Source organism: Sphingosinicella sp. LHD-64 (genome assembly GCF_031157375.1).
Taxonomy (GTDB): domain Bacteria; phylum Pseudomonadota; class Alphaproteobacteria; order Sphingomonadales; family Sphingomonadaceae; genus Allosphingosinicella.
The window spans coordinates 1-20,825 of record NZ_JAVIFV010000001.1; the positions used below are offsets into that span (position 1 = coordinate 1).

At 67.8% G+C, this 20,825-nt stretch carries 17 protein-coding genes and 1 tRNA gene; 15 read left to right on the plus strand and 3 right to left on the minus strand.

All coding sequences use genetic code 11. From position 1 onward, the window contains the following. Window positions 1–162 precede the first annotated feature (162 nt). The 10 genes from proS (at window position 163) to RCO27_RS00050 (ending at window position 14,374) form a co-directional block, all read left to right on the plus strand. Complete coding sequence (gene proS / locus RCO27_RS00005; RefSeq protein WP_309000589.1) at window positions 163–1,467, plus strand: proline--tRNA ligase; 1,305 nt, start codon at window positions 163–165, stop codon at window positions 1,465–1,467. A gap of 109 nt (window positions 1,468–1,576) precedes the next feature. Then, window positions 1,577–2,827, plus strand: a complete 1,251-nt coding sequence (locus RCO27_RS00010; RefSeq protein WP_309000590.1) for a lipoprotein-releasing ABC transporter permease subunit — start codon at window positions 1,577–1,579, stop codon at window positions 2,825–2,827. Next, window positions 2,820–3,491, plus strand: coding sequence for an ABC transporter ATP-binding protein (locus RCO27_RS00015; protein ID WP_309000591.1), 672 nt, complete (start codon window positions 2,820–2,822; stop codon window positions 3,489–3,491). The genes RCO27_RS00010 and RCO27_RS00015 overlap by 8 nt, the downstream gene beginning before the upstream one ends. 57 nt (window positions 3,492–3,548) lie before the next feature. Then, the gene (locus RCO27_RS00020) at window positions 3,549–5,426 is read left to right on the plus strand and encodes a CocE/NonD family hydrolase (RefSeq protein ID WP_309000592.1); all 1,878 of its coding nucleotides are present in this window, start codon (window positions 3,549–3,551) and stop codon (window positions 5,424–5,426) included. A gap of 72 nt (window positions 5,427–5,498) precedes the next feature. After that, window positions 5,499–6,029: a hypothetical protein gene (locus RCO27_RS00025; RefSeq protein WP_309000593.1), complete on the plus strand. Its 531-nt coding sequence runs from the start codon at window positions 5,499–5,501 to the stop codon at window positions 6,027–6,029. A gap of 62 nt (window positions 6,030–6,091) precedes the next feature. Next, window positions 6,092–9,571 (plus strand): DNA polymerase III subunit alpha, encoded by a 3,480-nt coding sequence (gene dnaE / locus RCO27_RS00030; protein WP_309000594.1) that lies wholly within the window; start codon window positions 6,092–6,094, stop codon window positions 9,569–9,571. 117 nt (window positions 9,572–9,688) lie between these two features. Then, window positions 9,689–11,299, plus strand: coding sequence for a long-chain fatty acid--CoA ligase (locus RCO27_RS00035; RefSeq protein WP_309000595.1), 1,611 nt, complete (start codon window positions 9,689–9,691; stop codon window positions 11,297–11,299). Window positions 11,300–11,382: 83 nt separating this feature from the next. Next, complete coding sequence (locus tag RCO27_RS00040; RefSeq protein WP_309000596.1) at window positions 11,383–12,555, plus strand: GNAT family N-acetyltransferase; 1,173 nt, start codon at window positions 11,383–11,385, stop codon at window positions 12,553–12,555. After that, window positions 12,552–13,406 (plus strand): cupin-like domain-containing protein, encoded by an 855-nt coding sequence (locus RCO27_RS00045; protein ID WP_309000597.1) that lies wholly within the window; start codon window positions 12,552–12,554, stop codon window positions 13,404–13,406. Before RCO27_RS00040 ends, RCO27_RS00045 begins: the two co-directional genes overlap by 4 nt. Then, entirely contained in the window at window positions 13,403–14,374 is a 972-nt protein-coding gene (locus tag RCO27_RS00050; protein ID WP_309000598.1) for a polysaccharide deacetylase family protein, read from the plus strand. Before RCO27_RS00045 ends, RCO27_RS00050 begins: the two co-directional genes overlap by 4 nt. Window positions 14,375–14,508: 134 nt before the next feature. Here the strand turns inward: RCO27_RS00050 and RCO27_RS00055 are convergent, their stop codons facing one another. Further along, window positions 14,509–16,173, minus strand: coding sequence for a M28 family metallopeptidase (locus RCO27_RS00055; protein ID WP_309000599.1), 1,665 nt, complete (start codon window positions 16,171–16,173; stop codon window positions 14,509–14,511). Window positions 16,174–16,355: 182 nt separating this feature from the next. Here RCO27_RS00055 and RCO27_RS00060 point away from each other — a divergent pair, with 182 nt between their 5' ends. After that, window positions 16,356–16,610, plus strand: coding sequence for a hypothetical protein (locus tag RCO27_RS00060; RefSeq protein WP_309000600.1), 255 nt, complete (start codon window positions 16,356–16,358; stop codon window positions 16,608–16,610). Window positions 16,611–16,667: 57 nt separating this feature from the next. Here RCO27_RS00060 and RCO27_RS00065 read toward each other — a convergent pair whose 3' ends face one another. Further along, complete coding sequence (locus tag RCO27_RS00065) at window positions 16,668–17,171, minus strand: hypothetical protein (RefSeq protein WP_309000601.1); 504 nt, start codon at window positions 17,169–17,171, stop codon at window positions 16,668–16,670. A gap of 117 nt (window positions 17,172–17,288) precedes the next feature. Between RCO27_RS00065 and RCO27_RS00070 the strand changes: the two genes are divergently transcribed. After that, window positions 17,289–17,365: transfer RNA gene (locus RCO27_RS00070), tRNA-Arg, on the plus strand. 66 nt (window positions 17,366–17,431) lie between these two features. Here RCO27_RS00070 and RCO27_RS00075 read toward each other — a convergent pair. Further along, window positions 17,432–18,268 carry an alpha/beta hydrolase gene (locus tag RCO27_RS00075; protein ID WP_309000602.1) on the minus strand — a complete coding sequence of 279 codons (837 nt, stop codon included), beginning with the start codon at window positions 18,266–18,268 and terminating at the stop codon, window positions 17,432–17,434. A gap of 211 nt (window positions 18,269–18,479) precedes the next feature. Here RCO27_RS00075 and RCO27_RS00080 point away from each other — a divergent pair, with 211 nt between their 5' ends. From RCO27_RS00080 to RCO27_RS00090, 3 genes are all read left to right on the plus strand, one after another. Next, window positions 18,480–19,040, plus strand: a complete 561-nt coding sequence (locus RCO27_RS00080; protein ID WP_309000603.1) for a CGNR zinc finger domain-containing protein — start codon at window positions 18,480–18,482, stop codon at window positions 19,038–19,040. Between the two features lie 95 nt (window positions 19,041–19,135). Then, the gene (locus RCO27_RS00085) at window positions 19,136–20,140 is read left to right on the plus strand and encodes an SPFH domain-containing protein (protein WP_309000604.1); all 1,005 of its coding nucleotides are present in this window, start codon (window positions 19,136–19,138) and stop codon (window positions 20,138–20,140) included. Window positions 20,141–20,149: 9 nt separating this feature from the next. Further along, window positions 20,150–20,824, plus strand: a complete 675-nt coding sequence (locus tag RCO27_RS00090) for a DUF4178 domain-containing protein (RefSeq protein ID WP_309000605.1) — start codon at window positions 20,150–20,152, stop codon at window positions 20,822–20,824. Window position 20,825: the final 1 nt, after the last annotated feature.

Genomic DNA, 20,825 nt, shown 5'->3' on the forward strand with positions numbered 1-20,825 from the left:
AGGCCTGCTGGCGGCGTCGCTTGCTTGCGCGTAGCGGTCAGCTACGCGACTGCGCTGCGCTCCTTGCCAGCGGACCTCTCCAGACGATCACGACCATTGCCGGTTATGGGTACAGGCCCTAGAGGTCCGCGGGTCATTCCTCCGCGGAGCCGTTCGAGCCCCATGCGCCTGTCCCGCTATTTCCTGCCCGTCACCAGGGAAACGCCCGCCGACGCCCAGATCGTCAGCCACAAGCTGATGCTGCGCGCCGGCCTGATCCGCCAGACCGCCGCCGGCATCTATGCCTGGCTGCCGTTCGGGTATCGGGTGCTGAAGAAGATCGAGCAGATCGTCCGCGAGGAGCAGGACCGGGCCGGGGCGATCGAGCTCTTGATGCCGACGATCCAGTCGGCGGACCTGTGGCGCCAGTCGGGCCGCTACGACGCCTACGGCCCGGAAATGCTGCGCTTCCCGGACCGCAAGGGCACCGAGATGCTCTACGGGCCGACCAACGAGGAGATGATTACCCAGATCTTCTTGGGGTCCGTCAAATCCTATCGCGACCTGCCGCGCACGCTCTATCACATCCAGTGGAAGTTCCGCGACGAGGTCCGCCCGCGCTTCGGCGTGATGCGCGGCCGCGAGTTCCTGATGAAGGACGCCTACAGCTTCGATCTCGACGAGGCCGGGCTCACCGGGAGCTACGAGGCGATGTTCGTCGCGTATCTGCGTACGTTCGCGCGGCTCGGCCTCCAGGCGGTGCCGGTGCGCGCGCCGACCGGGCCGATCGGCGGCAACCTCAGCCACGAATTCCACATCCTCGCCGACACCGGCGAAAGCGCCGTCTTCTACGACGCTGCGTTGGAGGACGTATCGCGTGACGAGCTGCTCGCCGCCGACGCCTCGACGATCGCGAAGCTCACCAGCCTCTACGCGATGGAGGAGGAGGAGCATGCCAAGATCGAGACCTGCCCGGTCCCGTCCGATCGCCTGCACCGGCGCCGCGGCATCGAGGTCGGCCATATCTTCGCCTTCGGCACCAAGTACAGCGCGTCGATGGGCTTTTCCGTCCAGGCGGCCGACGGCAGCCAGGTCCATCCGCACATGGGCAGCTACGGCATTGGCGTCTCGCGGCTGATGGGCGCGATCATCGAGGCGAGCCATGACGAGGCTGGGATCATCTGGCCCGAGAGCGTGGCGCCGTACAAGGTCGGGCTGGTCAACATGCGCGCCGACGACGCGGCCTGCGCCGCGGCGTCCGACGATATTTACGACAAGCTCGCCGCGGCTGGCGTGGACACTCTCTACGACGATCGCGACGAGCGTGGCGGCGCCAAGTTCGCGACCATGGACCTGATCGGCCTGCCCTGGCAGCTCGTCGTCGGCCCGCGCGGACTGGAGAAGGGCGTGGTCGAATTGAAGCGCCGCGCCACCGGGGAGCGCGAGGAAGTGAGCATCGAAAGCGCGCTGGCGAGGTTGGCGGGATGACAGGTCGCAAATCCGTCATTCCAGCGAAAGCTGGAATCTCTCTTTTTCTTCCCCGGCTGTTGCAAGGCAATGAGATTCCAGCTTTCGCTGGAATGACGGGCGAGATCGCATGATCCTCTCCCGCTACGAGCGGATGATCGCCCGGCGCTACCTGATGCCGGGCAAGGGCGAGGGCTTCATCTTCCTCGTCGCCTCGATCAGCCTGGTCGCGGTGATGCTCGGCGTCGCCGCGCTGATCATCGTGATGAGCGTGATGAACGGCTTTCGCGCCGAGCTGTTCGACAAGGTGGTCGGCCTCAACGGCCATGCGGTGATCCAGGGCTATGGCGGCCGGCTCGAGAACTGGCGGCCGATCCTCGAGGAGGCGCAGCGCACGCCGGGCGTCACCTCCGCCACCGCGCTCATCGAGCAGCCGTTGATGGCGAGCAATTCCGGCCGGGTCGAGGCGATCCTGCTGCGCGGCGTCACGCCGGATGAGATCGCCCACAACCAGACGCTCAATCGCAACGTTGTCGCCGGATCGATGGCCGAGGTCCGCGAAGGCACTGAGAATGTCGCGATCGGCTCGCGGCTCGCCGAACTGCTCGGCCTCAGCGTCGGCGAATCGATCACGATCATCAGCCCGCAGGGCCGCTCGACGCCGTTCGGCACGGTGCCGCGCATCGTCGACTATCGCGTCGCCGCGATCTTCGAGGTCGGCCTCTACGATTTCGATCGCGCCTTCGTGGTGATGCCGATGGCGGAGGCGCAGAACTTCCTGCTGATGGGCGATGCCATCGGCATGATCGAGGTGGAGACCACTGATCCCGACCGGGTGCAGGACATCCTCGCACCGGTCGCCCAAGCGGTCGCGGGCCGAGCGGTAGTGAATGACTGGCGTTCGATGAATTCGGCCCTGTTCGAGGCATTGCAGGTCGAGCGCGTCGCGATGTTCGTCGTGCTCTCGATCATCGTGCTGGTCGCGGTGTTCAACATCCTTTCGTCCCTCATCATGCTGGTCCGCGCCAAGACCCGCGACATCGCGATCCTGCGCACCATGGGCGCGAGCCGCGCCGGGCTGATGCGGGTGTTCATGACGGTGGGCGTGACAATCGGCGTGCTCGGCATCCTGGCCGGCATGATCCTCGGCGCGATCTTCCTCTACTACCGGCAGGGTGTCGTCCGCTTCGTCCAGACCGTTACCGGCCAGAATCTCTGGGACCCCTCGATCCGCTTTCTGACCGAGCTGCCGGCCAAGACCGATCCGTTCGAGGTCGCCGCGATCGTCCTCATGGCGCTGGTCCTGAGTTTCCTCGCCACGCTCTATCCCGCGTGGAAGGCGGCGAGCACCGATCCGGTGCAGGTGCTGCGCTATGAGTGACGTCCTTTCGGTCCGCGGCCTGAAGCGCAGCTTCAAGCAGGCCGGGGTGGTGATCGACGTGCTGCGCGGCGTCGACCTGCATGTCGGGGCCGGGGAGATCGTCGCCCTGCTCGGGCCTTCCGGCTCGGGCAAATCGACCTTGTTGCAGGCCGTCGGCCTGCTCGAAGGTGGTTTCGAGGGCTCGATCCAAATCGCCGGCGAGGAGGTCGCGACGCTCGACGACGGCGACCGCACGCGCGTCCGGCGCGACGCGCTGGGCTTCGTCTACCAGTTTCATCACCTGCTGCCGGACTTCAACGCGATCGAGAATGTCGTCCTGCCGCAGCTCGTGCGCGGCGCCACCCGCGCCGAGGCGGAAGAGCGCGCCGAATCGCTGCTCGGCGCGCTCGGTCTCGCCGAGCGACTGACCCATCGCCCGTCCAAGCTTTCCGGTGGCGAGCAGCAGCGCGTCGCCGTTGCCCGCGCGCTGGCCAATCGTCCGACGCTGGTCCTTGCCGACGAGCCCACCGGCAATCTCGACGAGGCGACCGCCGACATCGTGTTCGCGGAGTTCCTCCGGCTCGTCCGCGAGGAAGGCAGCGCGGCGCTGGTCGCGACCCATAACGAGCGGATCGCGGCCAAGATGGACCGGGTGCTGCGACTGCACGACGGTGTGCTCACCTGAGCTTGACGCCGCCCCACGGCGGCGGGCTACATTGCTCCCAAACAGGGAGGATCGTTCGTGAAACGCCTGCTCGTCATCGCGGCGCTGCTGCTCGCCGTCCCCGCCGCCGCCCAGCGCCAGCCCGAAACCGCCGACGATGCCCTGCGCCAGCAGCTGGACCGGATCGCAACCTCGGAGGAGGCGGTGCTGGTGCCGATGCGCGACGGCGTCGGCCTCTCGACCAACATCTACCGCCCGCGCGAGGCCGAGGGGCGGCTGCCGACCATCTTCTGGCGAACGCCCTACAACGAGCATCGCCTGCGCGGCTCGACGCTGCGATATGCGCTGGAGGCGGCGCGCCGCGGCTATGCCTTCATCGTCCAGAACGAGCGCGGCCGCTATTTCTCCGAAGGCACGTTCGAGATCCTCGGCCATCCCCAGACCGACGGCTATGACGCGCTGACTTGGATCGCCGACCAGGGCTGGTCGAACGGCCGGGTCGGCACGCTCGGCTGTTCCTCTTCGGCGGAATGGCAGCTGGCGCTGGCCGCGCAGAACCATCCGGCCCACGCGGCGATGGTGCCGATGGCCTCGGGCGCCGGCATCGGCACGGTCGGCCGCTTCCACGAGCAGGGCAACTGGTACACGGGCGGCGTCCCGCGCACCCTGTTCTTCGTCTGGCTCTACGGCGTCGACAATCCGCTGCGCGCCCAGCTCCCTTCCGGTCTCGACCAGCCGACCCGCGCCCGCATCGCCCGCTACAACGATCTCAACGCGTCGAAGCCCGACGTGAACTGGCAGCGGCAGATCCGCCACCTGCCGGTCAGCGAAATCCTCTCCGATCTCGGCGAGCCGCCGGCGACCTTCGAGCAGTTCATCGCCCGCACGCCGGCCGATCCGGCCTGGCGGCAAAGCGGGCTCTATCATGACGACATGGGCTGGGGCGTGCCGGCGCTCTGGTTCAACTCTTGGTACGACGTCTCGATCGGCCCCAATCTCGAGCTGTTCAACCATGCCCGCCGCGCCAATTCGGACCGCGAGGCGAGCGCCAACCAATATGTCGTGATCGCGCCGACCCCGCATTGCCAGTACAACCGGCTCGGCCCGGACACGGTGGTCGGCGAGCGGGCGATGGGCGACACCAGCTTCGACGTCGACGGCCAGATTTTCGGCTGGTTCGACCGCTGGCTGAAGAACGACCGGAGCGCCTTCCCGGCCTCGACCCCGCATGTCCGCTATTTCGTGATGGGCGAGAATCGCTGGCGCTCGGCGGCGGACTGGCCGCCGCGCGGCACCGAGACGATGCGCTTCTATCTGCGCAGCGGCGGCAACGCGAACAGCCTCAACGGCGACGGCCGCTTGGCGGCCGAGGCGCCGCCGGCAGGCGAGGCTTCGGATCGCTACCGCTACGATCCGATGAACCCGGTCCAGACGATCGGCGGCGGCGATTGCTGCAATGGCGGCCTCGTCATCCCCGGCGCCTACGACCAGCGCCAGATCGAGGCGCGGGACGACGTGCTCGTCTACACGAGTGAGCCCCTGACCGAGCCGATCGAGGTGAGCGGCTTCGTCAACGCGCTGCTCAGCGTCTCCTCCAGCGCCCGCGACACCGACTTCGCGGTGAAGCTGGTCGACGTCGCGCCGGACGGCACCGCCTGGATCATCGGCGACACGATCATCCGCGCCCGCTACCGCGACGGCTACGAGCGGCCGGTCTTCATGGAGCCCGGCGGCGTCTACCGCATCCAGCCGACCCCGATGGCGACCGGCATCCGCTTCGGCGTCGGCCACCGCATCCGCATCGAGGTGACCTCGTCCAACTTCCCCAAGTTCGTCCGCAACCTCAACACCGGCGGGCCGAACGAGAGCGAGCGTACCGGCGTCGTGGCGGACAATGTGATCCATCATGCCGGCGAGAACGTCTCCTACATCGAGCTACCGGTGGTGCCGCGCTAGCAGATCGGGCTTGCGCGTCGCAGGCTTTCGGCGGAGGTTGAGTGCGGTGGCTCGCTGAAGGGAGGTTCTCCCGTGCTCGTCGCCATTGCCCTTGCCGCCTTGCAGACTGCCCAGCCGGCGACGCCCTCGCCACCGGCCTGCGTCACACCCGAGCATCGCCAGTTCGATTTCTGGGTCGGTTACTGGGACGTCTATCAGACCGGCACCGAGCGGCTGGTGGCGCACAGCCTGATCGAGCGCCGCTATGCGGGCTGCGCCATCCGCGAGAACTGGATGCCGTTGCCAGGGCAGGAAGGCGGCAGCTTCAGCGCCTGGCGACCCGACACCGGTCGGTGGCGCCAGACCTGGGTCGATTCGAGCGGCGGCTGGGTCGAGTTCACCGGTGGCATGGCCGGCGATGCGATGGAGCTGACCGGCAACTGGCGCGGCGTGGTCGCGCCGGGACAAGACGGGCTGATGCGCATGCGCTACACAAGGGAAGCGAACGGCGCGGTGCGTCAGCACGGACAGGTCTCGACCGATGGCGGGGCGACCTGGGCGCCGAGCTTCGATTTCACCTATCGGCCCTCGGCCTCGCCGGCGCCGGCACAGCCGGGCTCGTGATTTCCTGTGGACAAGGCGCGCGCACGGGTTTCCCTCCGCGTCCCAAGCGCCCATAAAAGGGCATGTCGTCCGCGCCTTACGTCCCGCTGCGCAACTTCTCCTGCTACACGATGCTCGAAGGGGCGATCGATCCCAAGGCGATCGCCAAGCAGGCGAAGAAGCTGGACTTTCCTGCGGCCGCCCTCGTTGACCGCAACGGGCTTTATGCCGCCATGCCGTTCACCGAGGCCTGCATCGGCGAGGGCGTCCAGCCGATTATCGGGACGCTGCTCGGCGTGGCCCGCCCCGGCACGCCGCAAGGCAAGCCGGCGGTCATCGACTGGCTGGCGCTCTATGCGCAGGACGAGGCCGGCTACGCCAATCTCTGCGCGCTCGTCTCGGCCGCGCATCTCGATCGACCGGTCGAACAGGACGCGCATGTGCCGTTCGAGGCGCTGACCGGGCGCACCGACGGCCTGATCGCGCTGACCGGAGGTGGGGAGGGGGCGCTCGCCCGGCTGTTCGCTGAGGGCCTGGACGAACCCGCCAAGGCGATCGCGGCGCAGCTCGAGGCGCTGTTCCCCGGGCGGCTCTATATCGAGCTCAGCCGGCGCGGCGATCCGGTCGAGCAGGCGGCCGAGGCGGCGCTGATCGAGCTTGCCTATGCGCGCGACCTGCCGCTGGCGGCGACCAATCCGGCGGCCTATGTCGAGGCGGCCTTCCACGGCGCCCACGACGCGATGCTGTGCATCGCGCAATCGAGCCAGGTGGCGCGCGACGACCGCAATCGTTCCTCGCCCGAGACCTGGATGAAGCCGGCCGCCGAGATGCGGGCGCTGTTCGCCGACCTGCCCGAGGCGATCGCCAATACCGCCGTGATCGCGCGGCGCTGCGCCGTCGGCGCGCCCAAGCGCAAGCCGATCCTGCCCAGCATCGCCGGCGATACCGATGCCGAGGCCGAACAGCTCCGCCGCGATGCCCGCGAAGGCCTGGAGGCGCGGCTCGCCGTCTACGACGACCTTACGGACGCCGATCGGCAGGCCTATTTCGACCGGCTCGCCTACGAGACCGACGTCATCGCCGGCATGGGGTTCCCGGGCTACTTCCTGATCGTTGCCGACTTCATCAAGTGGGCAAAGGAGCAGGGGATTCCCGTGGGTCCGGGCCGCGGCTCGGGCGCCGGTTCGGTGGTCGCCTGGGCGCTCACCATCACCGATCTCGACCCGCTGAAGCTCGGCCTGCTGTTCGAGCGCTTCCTCAATCCCGAGCGCGTGTCGATGCCGGACTTCGACATCGACTTCTGCGAAACCCGGCGCGGCGAGGTGATTCGTTACGTCCAGGAGCGTTACGGCGCCGACAAGGTCGCGCAGATCATCACCTTCGGAAAGCTGAAGGCCCGCGCCGTCCTCAAGGACACCGGCCGCGTCCTCCAGATGCCCTATGGCCAGGTCGACCGGCTCGCCAAGCTGGTGCCCAACCACCCGACCGACCCGTGGACGCTGGAGCGGGCGTTGAACGGCGTCAGCGAGCTCGCTGCCGAATATGCCAACGACGTCGACGTCCGCCGCCTGTTCGATCTCGCCAAGGAGCTGGAGGGCCTGCCGCGGCACAGCTCGACCCATGCCGCCGGCGTGGTGATCGGCGATCGGCCGCTCGACCAGCTGGTCCCGCTCTACCGCGATCCACGCTCGGACATGCCGGTCACCCAGTTCGATATGAAATATGTCGAGGCGGCGGGGCTGGTGAAGTTCGATTTCCTCGGCCTCAAGACGCTCTCGGTGCTGCGCAAGGCGGTCGAGTTGCTGGCGAAGCGGGGTGTTGCGATCGATCTCGACCGGCTGATGCCGTGGAACGATCCGGCGGTCTACGCGCTGCTCCAGCGGGCCGACACGGTGGGCGTGTTCCAGCTGGAATCTGAAGGCATGCGCCGCACGCTCGCCGCCGTGAAGCCGTCGAACTTCGGCGACATCATCGCGCTCGTCTCGCTCTACCGGCCGGGGCCGATGGACAACATTCCGATGTTCGGCGACCGCAAGAACGGCCGCGCCGCGATCGAATATCCCCATCCCTTGCTCGAAGAGGTGCTGAAGGAAACCTACGGCATCTTCGTCTATCAGGAGCAGGTGATGGAAGCGGCCAAGGTGTTGGCCGGCTACAGCCTCGGCGAGGCCGACCTGCTCCGCCGCGCGATGGGCAAGAAGATCAAGGCGGAGATGGATGCGCAGCGCGAGCGGTTCGTCACCGGCTGCGCGTCGAACCAGATCGGCAAATCCAAAGCGAACGAACTGTTCGATTTGATCGACAAGTTCGCCGGCTACGGCTTCAACAAGAGCCACGCCGCCGCCTATGCGCTGGTCGCCTACCAGACCGCCTGGCTGAAAGCCCATTACCCGGTCGAATTCTTCGCCGCATCGATGGCGTTCGATATCCATCAGACCGACAAGCTCGCCATCTTCGTCGACGACATGCGCCGCCTCGAGGTCGAATGCCTGCCGCCCGCGATCAATGCCAGCGAGGCGGACTTCAGTGTCGAGCCATCAGGGGACGGTCACGCCGTCCGCTATGCCCTCGGCGCGCTCAAGGGGGTCGGCGAGAAGGCGATGGAGCAGCTTGTCGCCGAGCGCCGCGCCGGCGGGCCGTTCCGCGATCTCGACGATTTCGCCGCGCGGATCGATCCGCGCGCGCTCAACCGACGCCAGCTCGAAAGCCTCGCCGGCGGCGGCGCCTTCGACGGCCTTGCCGAGCGCTGGTCGGCCTTCGCCGCCGCCGAGACGATCCTCGCCGCCGCCAACAGCGCCGCGGAGGCACGGACGAGCGGGCAGGGGGGGCTGTTCGGCGAGGGCGCGGCCAATGTCGCGCCGATTCGCATGCCGACCTGCGAGACCTGGACGCTCGCCCAGACCATGGCGGCGGAAAAGGAGAGCTTCGGCTTCTACTTCTCGGCTCATCCGGTGGACAACTACCGCCATATCGCTGCCGCCAATGGTGCGCGCAGCTTCGGGGACATTGCCGCGATGCCCGCGCCGGCCGACGGCAGCCGCACCGGCGCGACCATGGCCGCGCTCGTCGAGGACACGCGCTGGCGCACCTCCGCGAGGGGCCGCCGCTACATGATGGCGACGCTCTCCGATTCCTCCGGCCAGTTCGAGGCGACGATCTTCGACGACATGGTCGCCGAGCAGGTCGCGAACGCCGCCAAGGCCGGCACCTGCGCGCTGCTCGGGGTCGAGCTCGACCGCCGCCCCGGCGAGGAAACCCCGCGTGTGACGATCCGCAGTCTGCAGAGCTTCGAGAGCCTGTCGAAGCGCACGCGGCTCCAGTTGGAGGTCGAGGTCGATGATCCCGCCGCGCTTCCCATCCTTGCCGAGGCGCTGGCGGGCGACCGCAACGGCAATGGCCAGGTCCGCCTCAAGGCGCGGTTCGAGGGCGGCATAGCTGAGGTCATCCTCGGCCGCGACCTTACCGTCGATGCCGAGCTCGCGGCCCGGATCGAGCGCCTCCCCGGCATCCGCGCGGTGCAGCTCTCGCTCGCCGAACCGCCCCGCCTTGCGCTGGTGTCCTGACCACCCGTCATTCCGGCGGAAGCCGGAATCCCTCTTGCTTTTTCCTCTCGACAAGAAGGCAATGAGATTCCAGCTTTCGCTGGAATGACGCGAAGAAGATAAAGCGGGAGAGATGCCATGTTTGGCGGGATGCAGGACTATGAGCTGCGTGTCCCGCGCCTGATCGACCATGCCGAGCGCGAGCATGGCGGGCGCGAGATCGTCAGCTACTGGGCGGACGGCACGACCACCCGCACGAGCTGGGCCGGCATCGCCCGCGACGCCCGCAAGCTCGCCCAGGCCCTGGAGAAGCTGAGGGTGAAGCGCGGCGACCGCGTCGCGACCCTCGCGATGAACCATAGCCGCCACCTCGTCGCCTGGTACGGCGCGATCGGCATGGGCGGGGTCATCCACACGATCAACCCGCGCCTGTTCGACGAGCAGCTCGTCTACATCGCCAACCATGCCGAGGATAAGGTCCTCCTCTACGACAAGGTCTTCCAGCCGATCGTCGATCGCCTGAGGACCCAGTGGACGAGCATCGAACATTATGTCTGTTTCGACGATCGCCAATTCGAGGAGATGATCGCCCGGGAGGACGGGAACTATGCCTGGGTCGAGGGACCGGAGCGCGAGCCGTGCATGCTCTGCTACACCTCCGGCACCACCGGCAATCCGAAGGGCGTTCTCTACGAGCATCGCTCGTCCGTCATCCACGCGCTGACCGAAATCTCGCCGGCCTGCTTCGATCTGTCGACCTCGTCGGTCGCGCTGCCGATCGTGCCGATGTTCCATGCCGCCGCCTGGGGCCTGCCGTTCGCCAGCGCCATTGCGGGCCTCAAGCTCGTCTATTCGGCGGTCAACGATCCGACCGTGCTCTGCACGTTGATGAACGAGGAGAAGGTCACCCATTCGGCCGGCGTCCCCACCGTCTGGCTCGCCATGTTCCAGTATATGGACGCGACCGGAAAGAAGCCGGAGCATCTGAAGATCGTCACCATCGGCGGCTCGGCCGCGCCGCGCGCGATGATCGAGCGGCTGATGAGGATGGGCATCCGCGTCGGCCACGCCTGGGGCATGACCGAGACCTCGCCGATCGGCACGATCGGCTCGCCGCCCGCCCATTGGGACGAGCTGGACTTCGACGCGCAGGTCGACCTCGTCTGCAAACAGGGGCGGGTGCCGTTCGGCGTGGAGCTGCGCGTCGTCAACGACGATGACGAGGTCCAGCCGCGCGACGGCGTCAGCTCGGGCCGCCTCCAGATCCGCGGGCCCTGGGTCATCAAGCGCTATTTCCAGGACGCGGCTGGCGACTGCATCGATCGCGACGCCTGGTTCGATACCGGTGACGTCGCCGTGCTCCATCCCTGCGGCACGATGCAGATCACCGACCGATCCAAGGACGTGATCAAGTCGGGCGGCGAATGGATCAGCTCCGTCGAGCTCGAAAACGCCGCGGTCGGCTGCGCGGGCGTCGCCGAAGCGGCCGCGATCGGGGTCAGGCATCCCAAATGGGACGAGAGGCCGTTGCTGCTGGTCGTCCGCAAGGAGGGGTCGGAGGTCACCGCCGACGACATCCAAACGCATCTCGCCAACCATGTCGCCAAATGGTGGCTGCCCGACGAGATCCTGTTCGTCGAGAGCCTGCCGCACACCGCGACCGGCAAGCTGCTCAAGACGGCGTTGCGCGAGCAGTATCGCGACCATCAGCTGGCGACGGCCACAGCGCCGCCGCTTGCCCAGGCGTAAGAGATCGTCGCCAGCCTGTCCCGCAACGGGACGCGGTCAAAACAGGCCATCTTTCCTTTACCACCGCGCGCTAGGCGGAAGCCATGCATCCGGCCGGACAGATCGCGACGCCGACGGACCGGGCAGGCACGGCGCCTGTCCGACTCGACGCTGCGCCTGATGGGCTAGGGGCGCGGGTTCGCGACACGATCGATCCCGAGCTCGCCGCCGAATGGATGGCGCTCGCCGCCGACGCGGCCGAACCCAACGCCTTTGCGGAGCCGTGGTTCGTCGCCGCCTCGCTCGCCGCCTTCGGCGCGACGCGCGACGTGCGGCTGATCGAGGTGCGGAGCGGCAACGCGCTGATCGGCATGATGCCGGTCGCGATCGAGCATCGCTACGGCCGCATGCCGGTCCGCTTCCTCCAGAATTGGTGCCACCATCAGATGTTCCTCGGCACCCCGCTGGTCCGCGCCGGCCAAGGGCGGGCATTCTGGACTGCTGTCTTCGAGCTGCTCGACGGTGCCGATTGGGCGACCGGCTTCTTCCACCTGCGCGGCGTCGTCGAGGAGGGACCGGTGCATCGGGCATTGCTCGACGTCCGGCCCGGCACGATCGTGCATCGCGAAACCCGGGCATTTCTGGAGAGCGATCTCTCGCCCGACGCGTATTATAAGCAGGCGGTCCGCCCAAAGAAGCGCAAGGAAATCCGCCGCCTCCAGAATCGGCTCGGCGAGCTGGGCAAGGTGCGTGTCCGCCGGCTGGAGGAGGGCGCCGATCTGCACGCCTGGGCGGACGCCTTCCTCGCACTCGAAAAGGCGGGCTGGAAGGGCCAGGCTGGAAGCGCGCTCGCCTCCACCCCCGAGACGGAAAGCTTCTTCTTCACCGCCCTTGCCGGTGCATGGGAGGCAGGCCGGCTGCAGTTCCTTCGCCTCGACCTCGACGATCGGCCGATCGCCATGCTGGTCAACTTCCTGACCCCGCCCGGCAGCTTCTCGTTCAAGACCGCGTTCGACGAGGCGTACGCCCGCTTCTCGCCCGGCGTGCTGATCCAGCTCGAGAATCTCGACATCCTCGATCGCCCCGATATCGCCTGGATGGACAGCTGCGCGGTCGAGGACCATCCGATGATCGACAGCCTGTGGACCGGGCGCCGCCATATGGTGCGCGTCACCGTCCGCCTCGCCGGCGCCCGCCGCAGCGCCACCTATGCCGCCGCCCGCACGGCCGAGATCGGCTGGACCGCGCTCCGCTGCCTGATGGGGAAAGCCCGATGACCGTCTTCGACGCCAAGGCCCATGCCGACTTCGCCGCCGCCTATCCGGAGCGGCCGACCCGGCTCGACCACGGCCTCGCCGACCATCCCTTGCTGAAGCTCGACGCGCTGGCGGCGCTCGCCCGACGCATTCGCCCGGTCGATGCCGAATATAATCGCGGCGACATTCCCGTCGGCATCGATCCCGGCGACACGCCGGCCAACGGCCTCTCTATCGAAGAGACGATCCGTTCGATCGAGGAGAACGGCTCCTGGATGGTGCTGAAGTTCGTCGAGCAGGACCCGCTCTATCGCGCGCTGCTCGCCGAGACGCTGGCCGAGCTCACGGACGACGTGCGGCCGACGACGGGGGCGATGCTGAAGCAGGAGGCCTTCATCTTCATCTCCTCGCCCGACGCGGTGACGCCCTTCCATTTCGATCCTGAGCACAACATCCTGCTCCAGATCCGCGGCCGCAAGATGATGACCGTCTTCCCCGCCGCCGACGAGGCGCTGGCCGACGGCGCGCAGCACGAAGCGTTCCACAATGGCGGCCATCGCAACCTCGCCTGGCGCGACGAATTCGCCGCCAAGGGGCAGCCCTTCCACCTGACCCCCGGCAGGGCGGTCTATGTGCCGGTCAAGGCGCCGCACTGGGTCCAGAACGGCCCGGAAGTGTCGATCTCCTTCTCGATCACCTGGCGTTCGGACTGGAGCTATCGCGAGGAATATGCGCGCCGGATGAACGCGGTGCTGCGCAAGGCCGGGATAGATCCGGCCGCACCCCGGCGCTATCCGCACCAGAACCACGCGAAGTCGCTGGGCTATCGCGTCATCGACAAGGCGCGGCGGATGACGGGGCGCGCAGGGTGAGCGCGCCCGAGCTGCTCGTCGTCGTCGACACCGAGGAGGAGTTCGACTGGAACGCGCCCTTCTCGCGTGACGCGACGACGACGCGCAGCATTCCCGCCCAGGCACGGGCGCACGAGATCTACGACCGCTTCGGCGTCGTCCCGACCTATGTGGTGGACTATCCGGTGGCGACGGATCCCGCCGCCGTCGCGTTCCTCAAGAGGCTGGCCGACGCCGGCAAGGCGGAGATCGGCGCCCATCTCCATCCCTGGGTGACGCCGCCGCATATCGAGGAGGTGAACGAGCGCAACTCCTTCCATTGCAACCTGCCGCCCGAGCTCGAACGCGCCAAGATCGAGACGATTACCGCGGCGATCGAAACGGCATTCGGCGCGCGCCCGAAGATGTTCAAGGCCGGTCGCTACGGTTTCGGCGCGAACACGCAGCGGGTGCTCGTCGATCTCGGCTACCAGATCGATTGCAGCATCACCCCGCATACCAGTTTCCGCGACAAGAGCGGCCCGGACTTCCGTCATGCCCCCGATGCGCCGCACTGGCTCGACGAGGCGGCGGGCCTGCTGGAGGTGCCGCTGACCATCGGACATCTCGGCGCGCTCGCACGGTTCGGCGGCAGGTTCGACCGACTGTTCGACGACCGTCGCGCCGCCCGGCTGCACGTTCCGGGTGCGCTGTCCCGCGCCGGCCTGGTGGCGCGCTCCCGCCTCACGCCCGAAGGCACCTCGGCCGACGAACAATGCCGCCTGATTGCGGCGATGCACGCACGCGGCCACCGCACCTTCAGCCTGACCTATCACAGTCCGAGCCTCGAGCCGGGCCACACCTCCTATGTCCGCGACGCGGCCGACCTCGCCCGCTTCCTCGCCGACATCGAGACGGTCCTCACCTTCTTCCGCGACGCGATGGGCGGCCGTTTCACCACGTTGACCCGGGTGCGGGAGGATTGGGCCGCCCGCCGCGCCGCCGCCTAGCGGGCGGTCAGTCGATCTGAAGCACCTCGTCATTGCGAGGAGCGAAGCGACGAAGCAATCTAGTCTGCTTCGGACGCCGCACTGGATTGCTTTGCTACGCTCGCAATGACGAGGCTAGCTTAGGTGCCCATATTCTAACGCGTTCCGCCGCGATCGGCGGTCGCTGCCGGGCGCTGCGCCAGCTGCTGATCGCGCGCCAGCGTCGTTCCGAAGAAGCTGTCGGCATACCAGCGCGGCGCCTCCGCGCCGTCGGCGATCTCGCGGGCGATCAGATAGTTGAGCTGCGCGAACTTCGCGCCGGCGGCCCAGTTGAAGGGGAGGGCGATGTCGTCCTCCGGGCTGTGGTAGAAGGTGCGCAGGAAGCTGGTGAACCGTTCCTGCCCCGCGCCGCCGAAACCGGTCATCAGGAAGACCGACGGCACCCCTTCCAGCACGAACTTGTAGTGGTCCGAGCGGACGAACAGGCTTTCCTGCGGCAGCGGGTCGCCGGCCAGCACGACGTTCATCCGTGCGGCGGCGCGCCGGACGATCGGCCCCAGCGTCGAATGCTCGGCGCCGAAGGCGATCACGTCCTGGAAGTCGTAGGTCAGCACCGGCATGTCGAGATTGACCAGGCCGACGATGCGACCGTCGACGATCGGGTTGCGCGACAGGAACTCGGCACCGAGCAGGCCCTTCTCCTCTGCGGTCACCGCCGCGATCAGCACCGGCCTGCGTGGACGATTGCCCGGCTGCGACATCGCCCGGGCGACCTCGATCAGGGTCGCGATGCCGGTCGCATTGTCCATCGCGCCGTTGCGGATGCGGTCGGCATTGGCGGTGTCGCCCGCTTCCGCCTCGCGAACGCCGAGCCCGTCGAGATGCGCCATCAGCAGCACATATTCGTCGGCGAGCGCCGGATCGGTGCCCGGCAGCAATGCGACGACATTCTCGCTGGCGAAGCGCGAGGTCTCCGCCGCCGGCCGCTCGACCCGCGCCGTCCGGGTGAGCGCGAAACCGCGTGGCCGGGCGCCGCGGCGGGCCGCCTCGTTCAGCACCTGGTCGAGTGAGCGGCGCGACCCCTGAAACAGGGCCGCGGCCGCGGCGCCGTCGGCATAGGCGGTGAAGCGCAGGCCGCTCCCGTCGAAGGGCTGACCGTCGCGTCCAATCCAGGTCGTCCCGGGACGACGCGCGCCGGTCACGAGCCGGTTCCAGGGGGTCGCCTCGGCCTCGGCGCGGCTGCGGACGACGATCATCCCGATCGCGCCGCGCGCCGCCGCCATCCGCGCCTTCGCCGAATTGAGATGGGCGGCAACGTCGCTCGGCGTGCCGTTCGGCGAACCGGCGATGATCACGACCACCTTCCCCCGGACGTCGAGCCCGGCATAATCGTCGAAGCCCTGCGGCGGCGCGTCGATCCCGTAGCCGGCGAAGACCAGCCCGGCGTCGAGCGCCAGCGCCTCGGTGCTCGGGCTCGCCCGGAACACGACCTCCTCCCCCTGCGCGAAGCTCCGGCCACCGATGGTGAGTTGCGGCGTGCCGGTTGGGGTGAAGCGCAGGAACTCGACTCGCTGGTACCAGTTGCCGTTCGCGGCCGGCTGCAGGCCCAGCGCCGCGAACTGCGCCGCCACATAGCGCGCCGCGAGGTCATAGCCGCGCGTTCCCGCCTCGCGCCCTTCCAGCAGGTCGTCGGCGAGGAAGGCGACATGGGCGCGGAACGCCTCGGCCGAGAAGTCCGGCGCGGCGGCCGGCGCCTGGGCAAGCGCCGACGACGAGAGCGAGAGGGCGCCGAGGCCGGCGAGCAGGATCCTGGACTTCATAGGGCGCGAAAACTTTCCCGAACGTGGTGATGCACTGGCGTAGAACGGTGCGCCGGCCGCCGCAACGGACTTTGCCAAAGCTGAACGGGAGGGAACCTTGTCAGTCAGCTGGCGTTCAACTCATCTATGGAAAACAACGCTTCATCGCAGCTCATCGGAGCGGCGAAAAGGGAGTAAGGAAAATGTCGGTCTCGATCTTCGGCAAGCGCGGCACGGGCCACCTCAGCGATCCGTCGCTGCGCGGCTATCATGTCGTCTATCGCGAGAACGAGGTAAACCACTGCCCCGGCTGCGGCCGCTCGCACTGGTATATCGGGCGTCTGTCCGCCGAATGCGGCTTCTGCGGCACGGCGCTGCCGCTGGTCGAGAAGATGACGCTCGGCGCCGGCCTGTTCCGGACCACCCGCCGCCCCGTCGAGTTCGCCGAAGCCGCCTGACCCCGTCGCCAGCGACCATCTCGAAATCAGCCTCACCTTCTTCGGCCGATCGGACGGTCAGCCTCCGATCCGGCGCCGCAGCCCGGCGATTCGAACCTCCTGCGCCTCGGCCAGGCGCGTGGTTTCAGCGATCGCTGCGCCGATCAGGGCGAAATCGTCGGTGCTGGTCGGCTGATCGGTCCGGTCGGTTTGAAGGCGGTCCAATGCGGCCAGCGCCTCGGGCGTTGCACCGCGGGCCGCTTCGAGGCGCGATAGTGCCTCCTGCGCGACGATCCAGGATTCGGACTCCGGTGCCCCTGCGCGGTTGACTGCGGCGGCGGCCGCGCCGTACGCGCCCTCAAAGGCACGCTGACCCGCCGCAGCCTGCGCCTGCAGCGCTGCGACGCGCTGTCGCAAGGCCGCGTCGCCGGGCACGTCGGCGCTCGGCCGCACCGGCTCGGCGATGGAAATCTCGCGCTCGCCCGGTCGCGGCGCGAGCGACGGATAGGTGCCCTGCGACACGCAGCCGCCCAGCACCAGCGCCGAACCGGCGAGCGGGATGATCGGCAAGCGCAAAGCCATGCCTGCTCCTATGATGACGCGCGCGCGGGGGCAACGGGTGTTCCTCTTCGATGGGCCGAAGGTCGCGCATTCGGGCTTGCGTCGCGCGGATTGTCTGCCTATGCCGCCGCTTCCCGCGCGCCCGTAGCTCAGCTGGATAGAGCACCAGACTACGAATCTGGGGGCCGGAGGTTCGAATCCTTCCGGGCGCGCCAAATACCGCCGTCTGCCGCCGTATCTCGTGCGAGGTGGTCCAGACTGCGCCAGCGTCGTTCGTGGCGCTACGCATCCATTCCGGCCTGGACGTTCAAGATGAACTCGCGCATCAGCGCGGCGCACTCCTGATGGTGCGTCTCGAGCAGGAGGTGCGCGCCGTCGTAGATGTGCATGTCGAGTCGGTCGAGTTCGCGGGCATAGGCGAGCACCTCCTCAATCTCGAAATAGGGGTCGTGTCGACCCCATAGCATCAAGGCGGGCGGCCGATGTTCGCGATGATAGGCCGAGATCTCGGGGAACCGGGCGACATATCGGCCATAGTCGGCGAAGATGCGGAACTGGATCTCGACGAGGCCCGGCCGGCGCATCCGTTCCCAGTCGAGGTGCCAACCTTCCGGCGGGAACTGCGGCTTGAGCCGATCCGGGATGTCGCCGACATAGGTGTGCCGCACACCCTCGAAATTCAGCCATTCGGGGAGCTTCGCGCGGTTCTCCGGGCTGGGGTCCGCCCAGTAGGCCTTGTTCGCGACCCAGTCCGGGCCAAGGCCTTCCTCGTGGGCATTGCCGTTCTGGATGATCAGCCCCAGCACACGGTCCGGACGCGCCAGTGCCAGATAATAGGCGACGGGCGCCCCGAAATCGTGGACGTAGAGGAAGAACCGCTCGAGCCCGATCTTCCGGGTCAAGGCATCGACCGTCCGCGTCATGGCGTCGAACGTGTATTCGTAGTCGTCGGGTGCCTCCGTGAAGCCGAACCCGGGCAGGTCTGGCGCGACGACCCGCGCCACCTCGGCCAAGGGGCTGATGACCTCGCGGAAGCTGTACGATGAGCTGGGCTGGCCATGGAGAAGCAGCACGCCGGGCGCGTCGCGCCGCCCCGCCTCGCGATAGAACAGATTCACTCTATCCACGTCGACGGTGTGATGTCTGGTTTTCTGAACGCTCAGCATGGTCATCCTTCTTCTTCAGCATGCCTCGGCAGCGCGGTCTCTCGTGGATCTTTTGACGCTGGCATCACAACCGGCTAACATGCTTTACCGGTTACACGCTCGCGATGCTCAATGCGCTTGGTCAGGTTAGGTTCCGATGGTTAGGCCTGTGTCGCCCTGGACGATGGGGCATTTCATCGGCGGGCACCCGGCGCTCGATCTGGTGAACACGGTCTATGATCGACACGACCCGCCGGTCGACAATGAGCTGCTCAAGACCGGTCAGGAGCTCGCGGCGTGGCTTCGGTCGCAGAAGCTCGTCCGGGATGAGCAGGCGGCGGACGTTGCGTCGCTTGACCCGGAACCCCTGCGGACGGTCTGGCTGGTCCGCGATGCCGCCTTCAATGTGTTCGATGCGGTTGCGGGCGGCCGGTCGCCCGACTCGAAGGCCGTGGGAGGCCTGCTCAGCACGGCCGGTGTCGGGTTCGCCAGTCGTGCACTGGCCTGGGAGGCGATGCCGGCCCGTGTCGCTCTTGCACCTGATTTCGGTGCCCATGACGTGCCGGCGTTGCTGGCGGCCCTGGCGCTCGATGCCCTTTATCGCCTGCCACCGGCGCGCCTGCGCGCCTGTCCGCGATGCGGCTGGCTGTTCACCGATACGTCGAAGGGCAACCAGCGCCGTTGGTGCAGCATGAACCTGTGCGGCAATCGCGAGAAGGTGGCACGGCATCGCCAACGGGCGTGACGTCTCATGCCGAGCGCCGCCGCGCCGTTCCGATGGCCCTGTTCCGGGTGAGGGATTCCCGCTAGGATCGCGCCCTCACAGCGGAGGGACGTGCCGTGGTTCTCGACTGGATCAGAAAGCAATTCGTCGACGTCATCGACTGGACGGACGAGCCGGGCGTGCTCGCCATCCGTTATCCGATGGCGGACAAGGAAATCCAGAACGGCGCGCAGCTGACGGTCCGCGAGGGCCAGATGGCCGCCTTCATCAACGAGGGCCGGGTCGCCGACGTGTTCGGGCCGGGCCTCCACACGCTGGAGACCTCGAACCTGCCGGTGCTGACCTCGATCATGAACTGGGACAAGGCGTTCGCCTCCCCGTTCAAGTCGGACGTCTATTTCTTCTCGACCCGCGAGCAGATCAACCTCAAGTGGGGCACAGCGCAGCCGGTGACGGTGCGCGACAAGGAATTCGGCCCGATCCGGCTGCGCGCCTTCGGCAGTTATTCGTTCCGGCTCGAGGACGTCGCCGCCTTCTCGGTCAAGCTGATGGGTTCGCTCGAGAAGGTGACGACGGAGAGCCTCGAGCCGCAGCTCAGGGCGGCGATCGCGACCGCGCTGGCGACCGGCCTCGGCGGCAGCGACGTGCCGTTCCTCGATCTCGCCGCCAACCAGACCCTGATGTCGGAGAAGCTCAAGGAAGCGGTGAACCCGGTCTTCGCGCAATGGGGCCTGGCGGTGCCGAGCTTCTTCGTCGAGAGCGTGTCGCTCCCCGAAGAGGTGCAGAAGTATCTCGACAAGTCGAGCTCGATGCGGGTGCTCGGCGACCTCGACAAATATGCCAGGTTCCAGACCGCCGAGGCGATCGAGACGGCGGCGGCCAATCCGGGCGGCATTGCGGGAATCGGCGCCGGTGCGGCGGCCGGCATGGCGATCGGCCAGGCCATGGCCGGCGGCCTGACGCCCGCAGCGCCGGCGCAGGCAGTGCCGGCGGCGCCTGCCGCGCCGCAGGAGGATGCCTTCGCGCAGGTCGAGAAGTTGCACAAGCTGCTCACCATCGGCGCCATCACCCAGGAGGAGTTCGACGCCAAGAAGGCCGAATTGCTGGGCCGGATCCGCTGACCTAAGGCCATGCAGAAGGTCTCCTGCCCCAATTGCGGCGCGGAGGTGACGTTCCGCTCGCCCGCGCTGCCGTCGCGGATCTGCGATTACTGCCACACCATCCTGGTGCGCAGCGGCGGCGGCATCGAGCAGGTCGGCAAGGCGGCGGTGCTGCCGTTCGACGTGAGCCCGATCCAGATCGGCACGGCGGGGACCTTCGACGGCCGCGACTTCACGGTGGTCGGCCGGGTCCGCTGGGGCTGGACCGACGGGTCGTGGAACGAATGGCTCGTCCTGTTCGGTGACGGCAGCGACGGCTGGCTCGGCGAGGCGATGGGTCAGTTCATGCTGACGAAGGAACGCCCGCTCGGCGACGTGCAGAGCGACCCGACGATCCGCGCCATCATCCTGGGCGAGCGGGTACCGATCGGAACGGAAGCCCAGGTCGACGGCGAGACCTTCATCGTCTCCGATGCGCGCGAGGCGACCTGTCTGGCGGCCGAGGGCGAGCTGCCGTTCACCGCGATCACCGGCACGACGATCTACAGCATCGATTTCCGGTCGACCACCGGTGCCCTCGCCAGCCTGCAGCGCGAGAAGACGCTGTCGAGCTTCTATCAGGGCCGCTACGTCACCCTCGCCGAGCTGAGGCCGCGCCACCTGCGCGCGATCGACGGCTGGCCGATGCCGGCTTATGGGACCTGAC

Excerpts from the sequence above, each read along its gene's own strand:
- proS (WP_309000589.1), top strand. The coding sequence starts at position 163 with ATGCGCCTGTCCCGCTATTTCCTGCCCGTCACCAGGGAAACGCCCGCC.
- RCO27_RS00010 (WP_309000590.1), top strand. The coding sequence starts at position 1,577 with ATGATCCTCTCCCGCTACGAGCGGATGATCGCCCGGCGCTACCTGATG.
- RCO27_RS00015 (WP_309000591.1), top strand. The coding sequence starts at position 2,820 with ATGAGTGACGTCCTTTCGGTCCGCGGCCTGAAGCGCAGCTTCAAGCAG.
- dnaE (WP_309000594.1), top strand. The coding sequence starts at position 6,092 with ATGTCGTCCGCGCCTTACGTCCCGCTGCGCAACTTCTCCTGCTACACG.
- RCO27_RS00035 (WP_309000595.1), top strand. The coding sequence starts at position 9,689 with ATGTTTGGCGGGATGCAGGACTATGAGCTGCGTGTCCCGCGCCTGATC.
- RCO27_RS00040 (WP_309000596.1), top strand. The coding sequence starts at position 11,383 with ATGCATCCGGCCGGACAGATCGCGACGCCGACGGACCGGGCAGGCACG.
- RCO27_RS00045 (WP_309000597.1), top strand. The coding sequence starts at position 12,552 with ATGACCGTCTTCGACGCCAAGGCCCATGCCGACTTCGCCGCCGCCTAT.
- RCO27_RS00055 (WP_309000599.1), bottom strand. The coding sequence starts at position 16,173 with ATGAAGTCCAGGATCCTGCTCGCCGGCCTCGGCGCCCTCTCGCTCTCG.
- RCO27_RS00060 (WP_309000600.1), top strand. The coding sequence starts at position 16,356 with ATGTCGGTCTCGATCTTCGGCAAGCGCGGCACGGGCCACCTCAGCGAT.
- RCO27_RS00065 (WP_309000601.1), bottom strand. The coding sequence starts at position 17,171 with ATGGCTTTGCGCTTGCCGATCATCCCGCTCGCCGGTTCGGCGCTGGTG.
- RCO27_RS00080 (WP_309000603.1), top strand. The coding sequence starts at position 18,480 with ATGGGGCATTTCATCGGCGGGCACCCGGCGCTCGATCTGGTGAACACG.
- RCO27_RS00090 (WP_309000605.1), top strand. The coding sequence starts at position 20,150 with ATGCAGAAGGTCTCCTGCCCCAATTGCGGCGCGGAGGTGACGTTCCGC.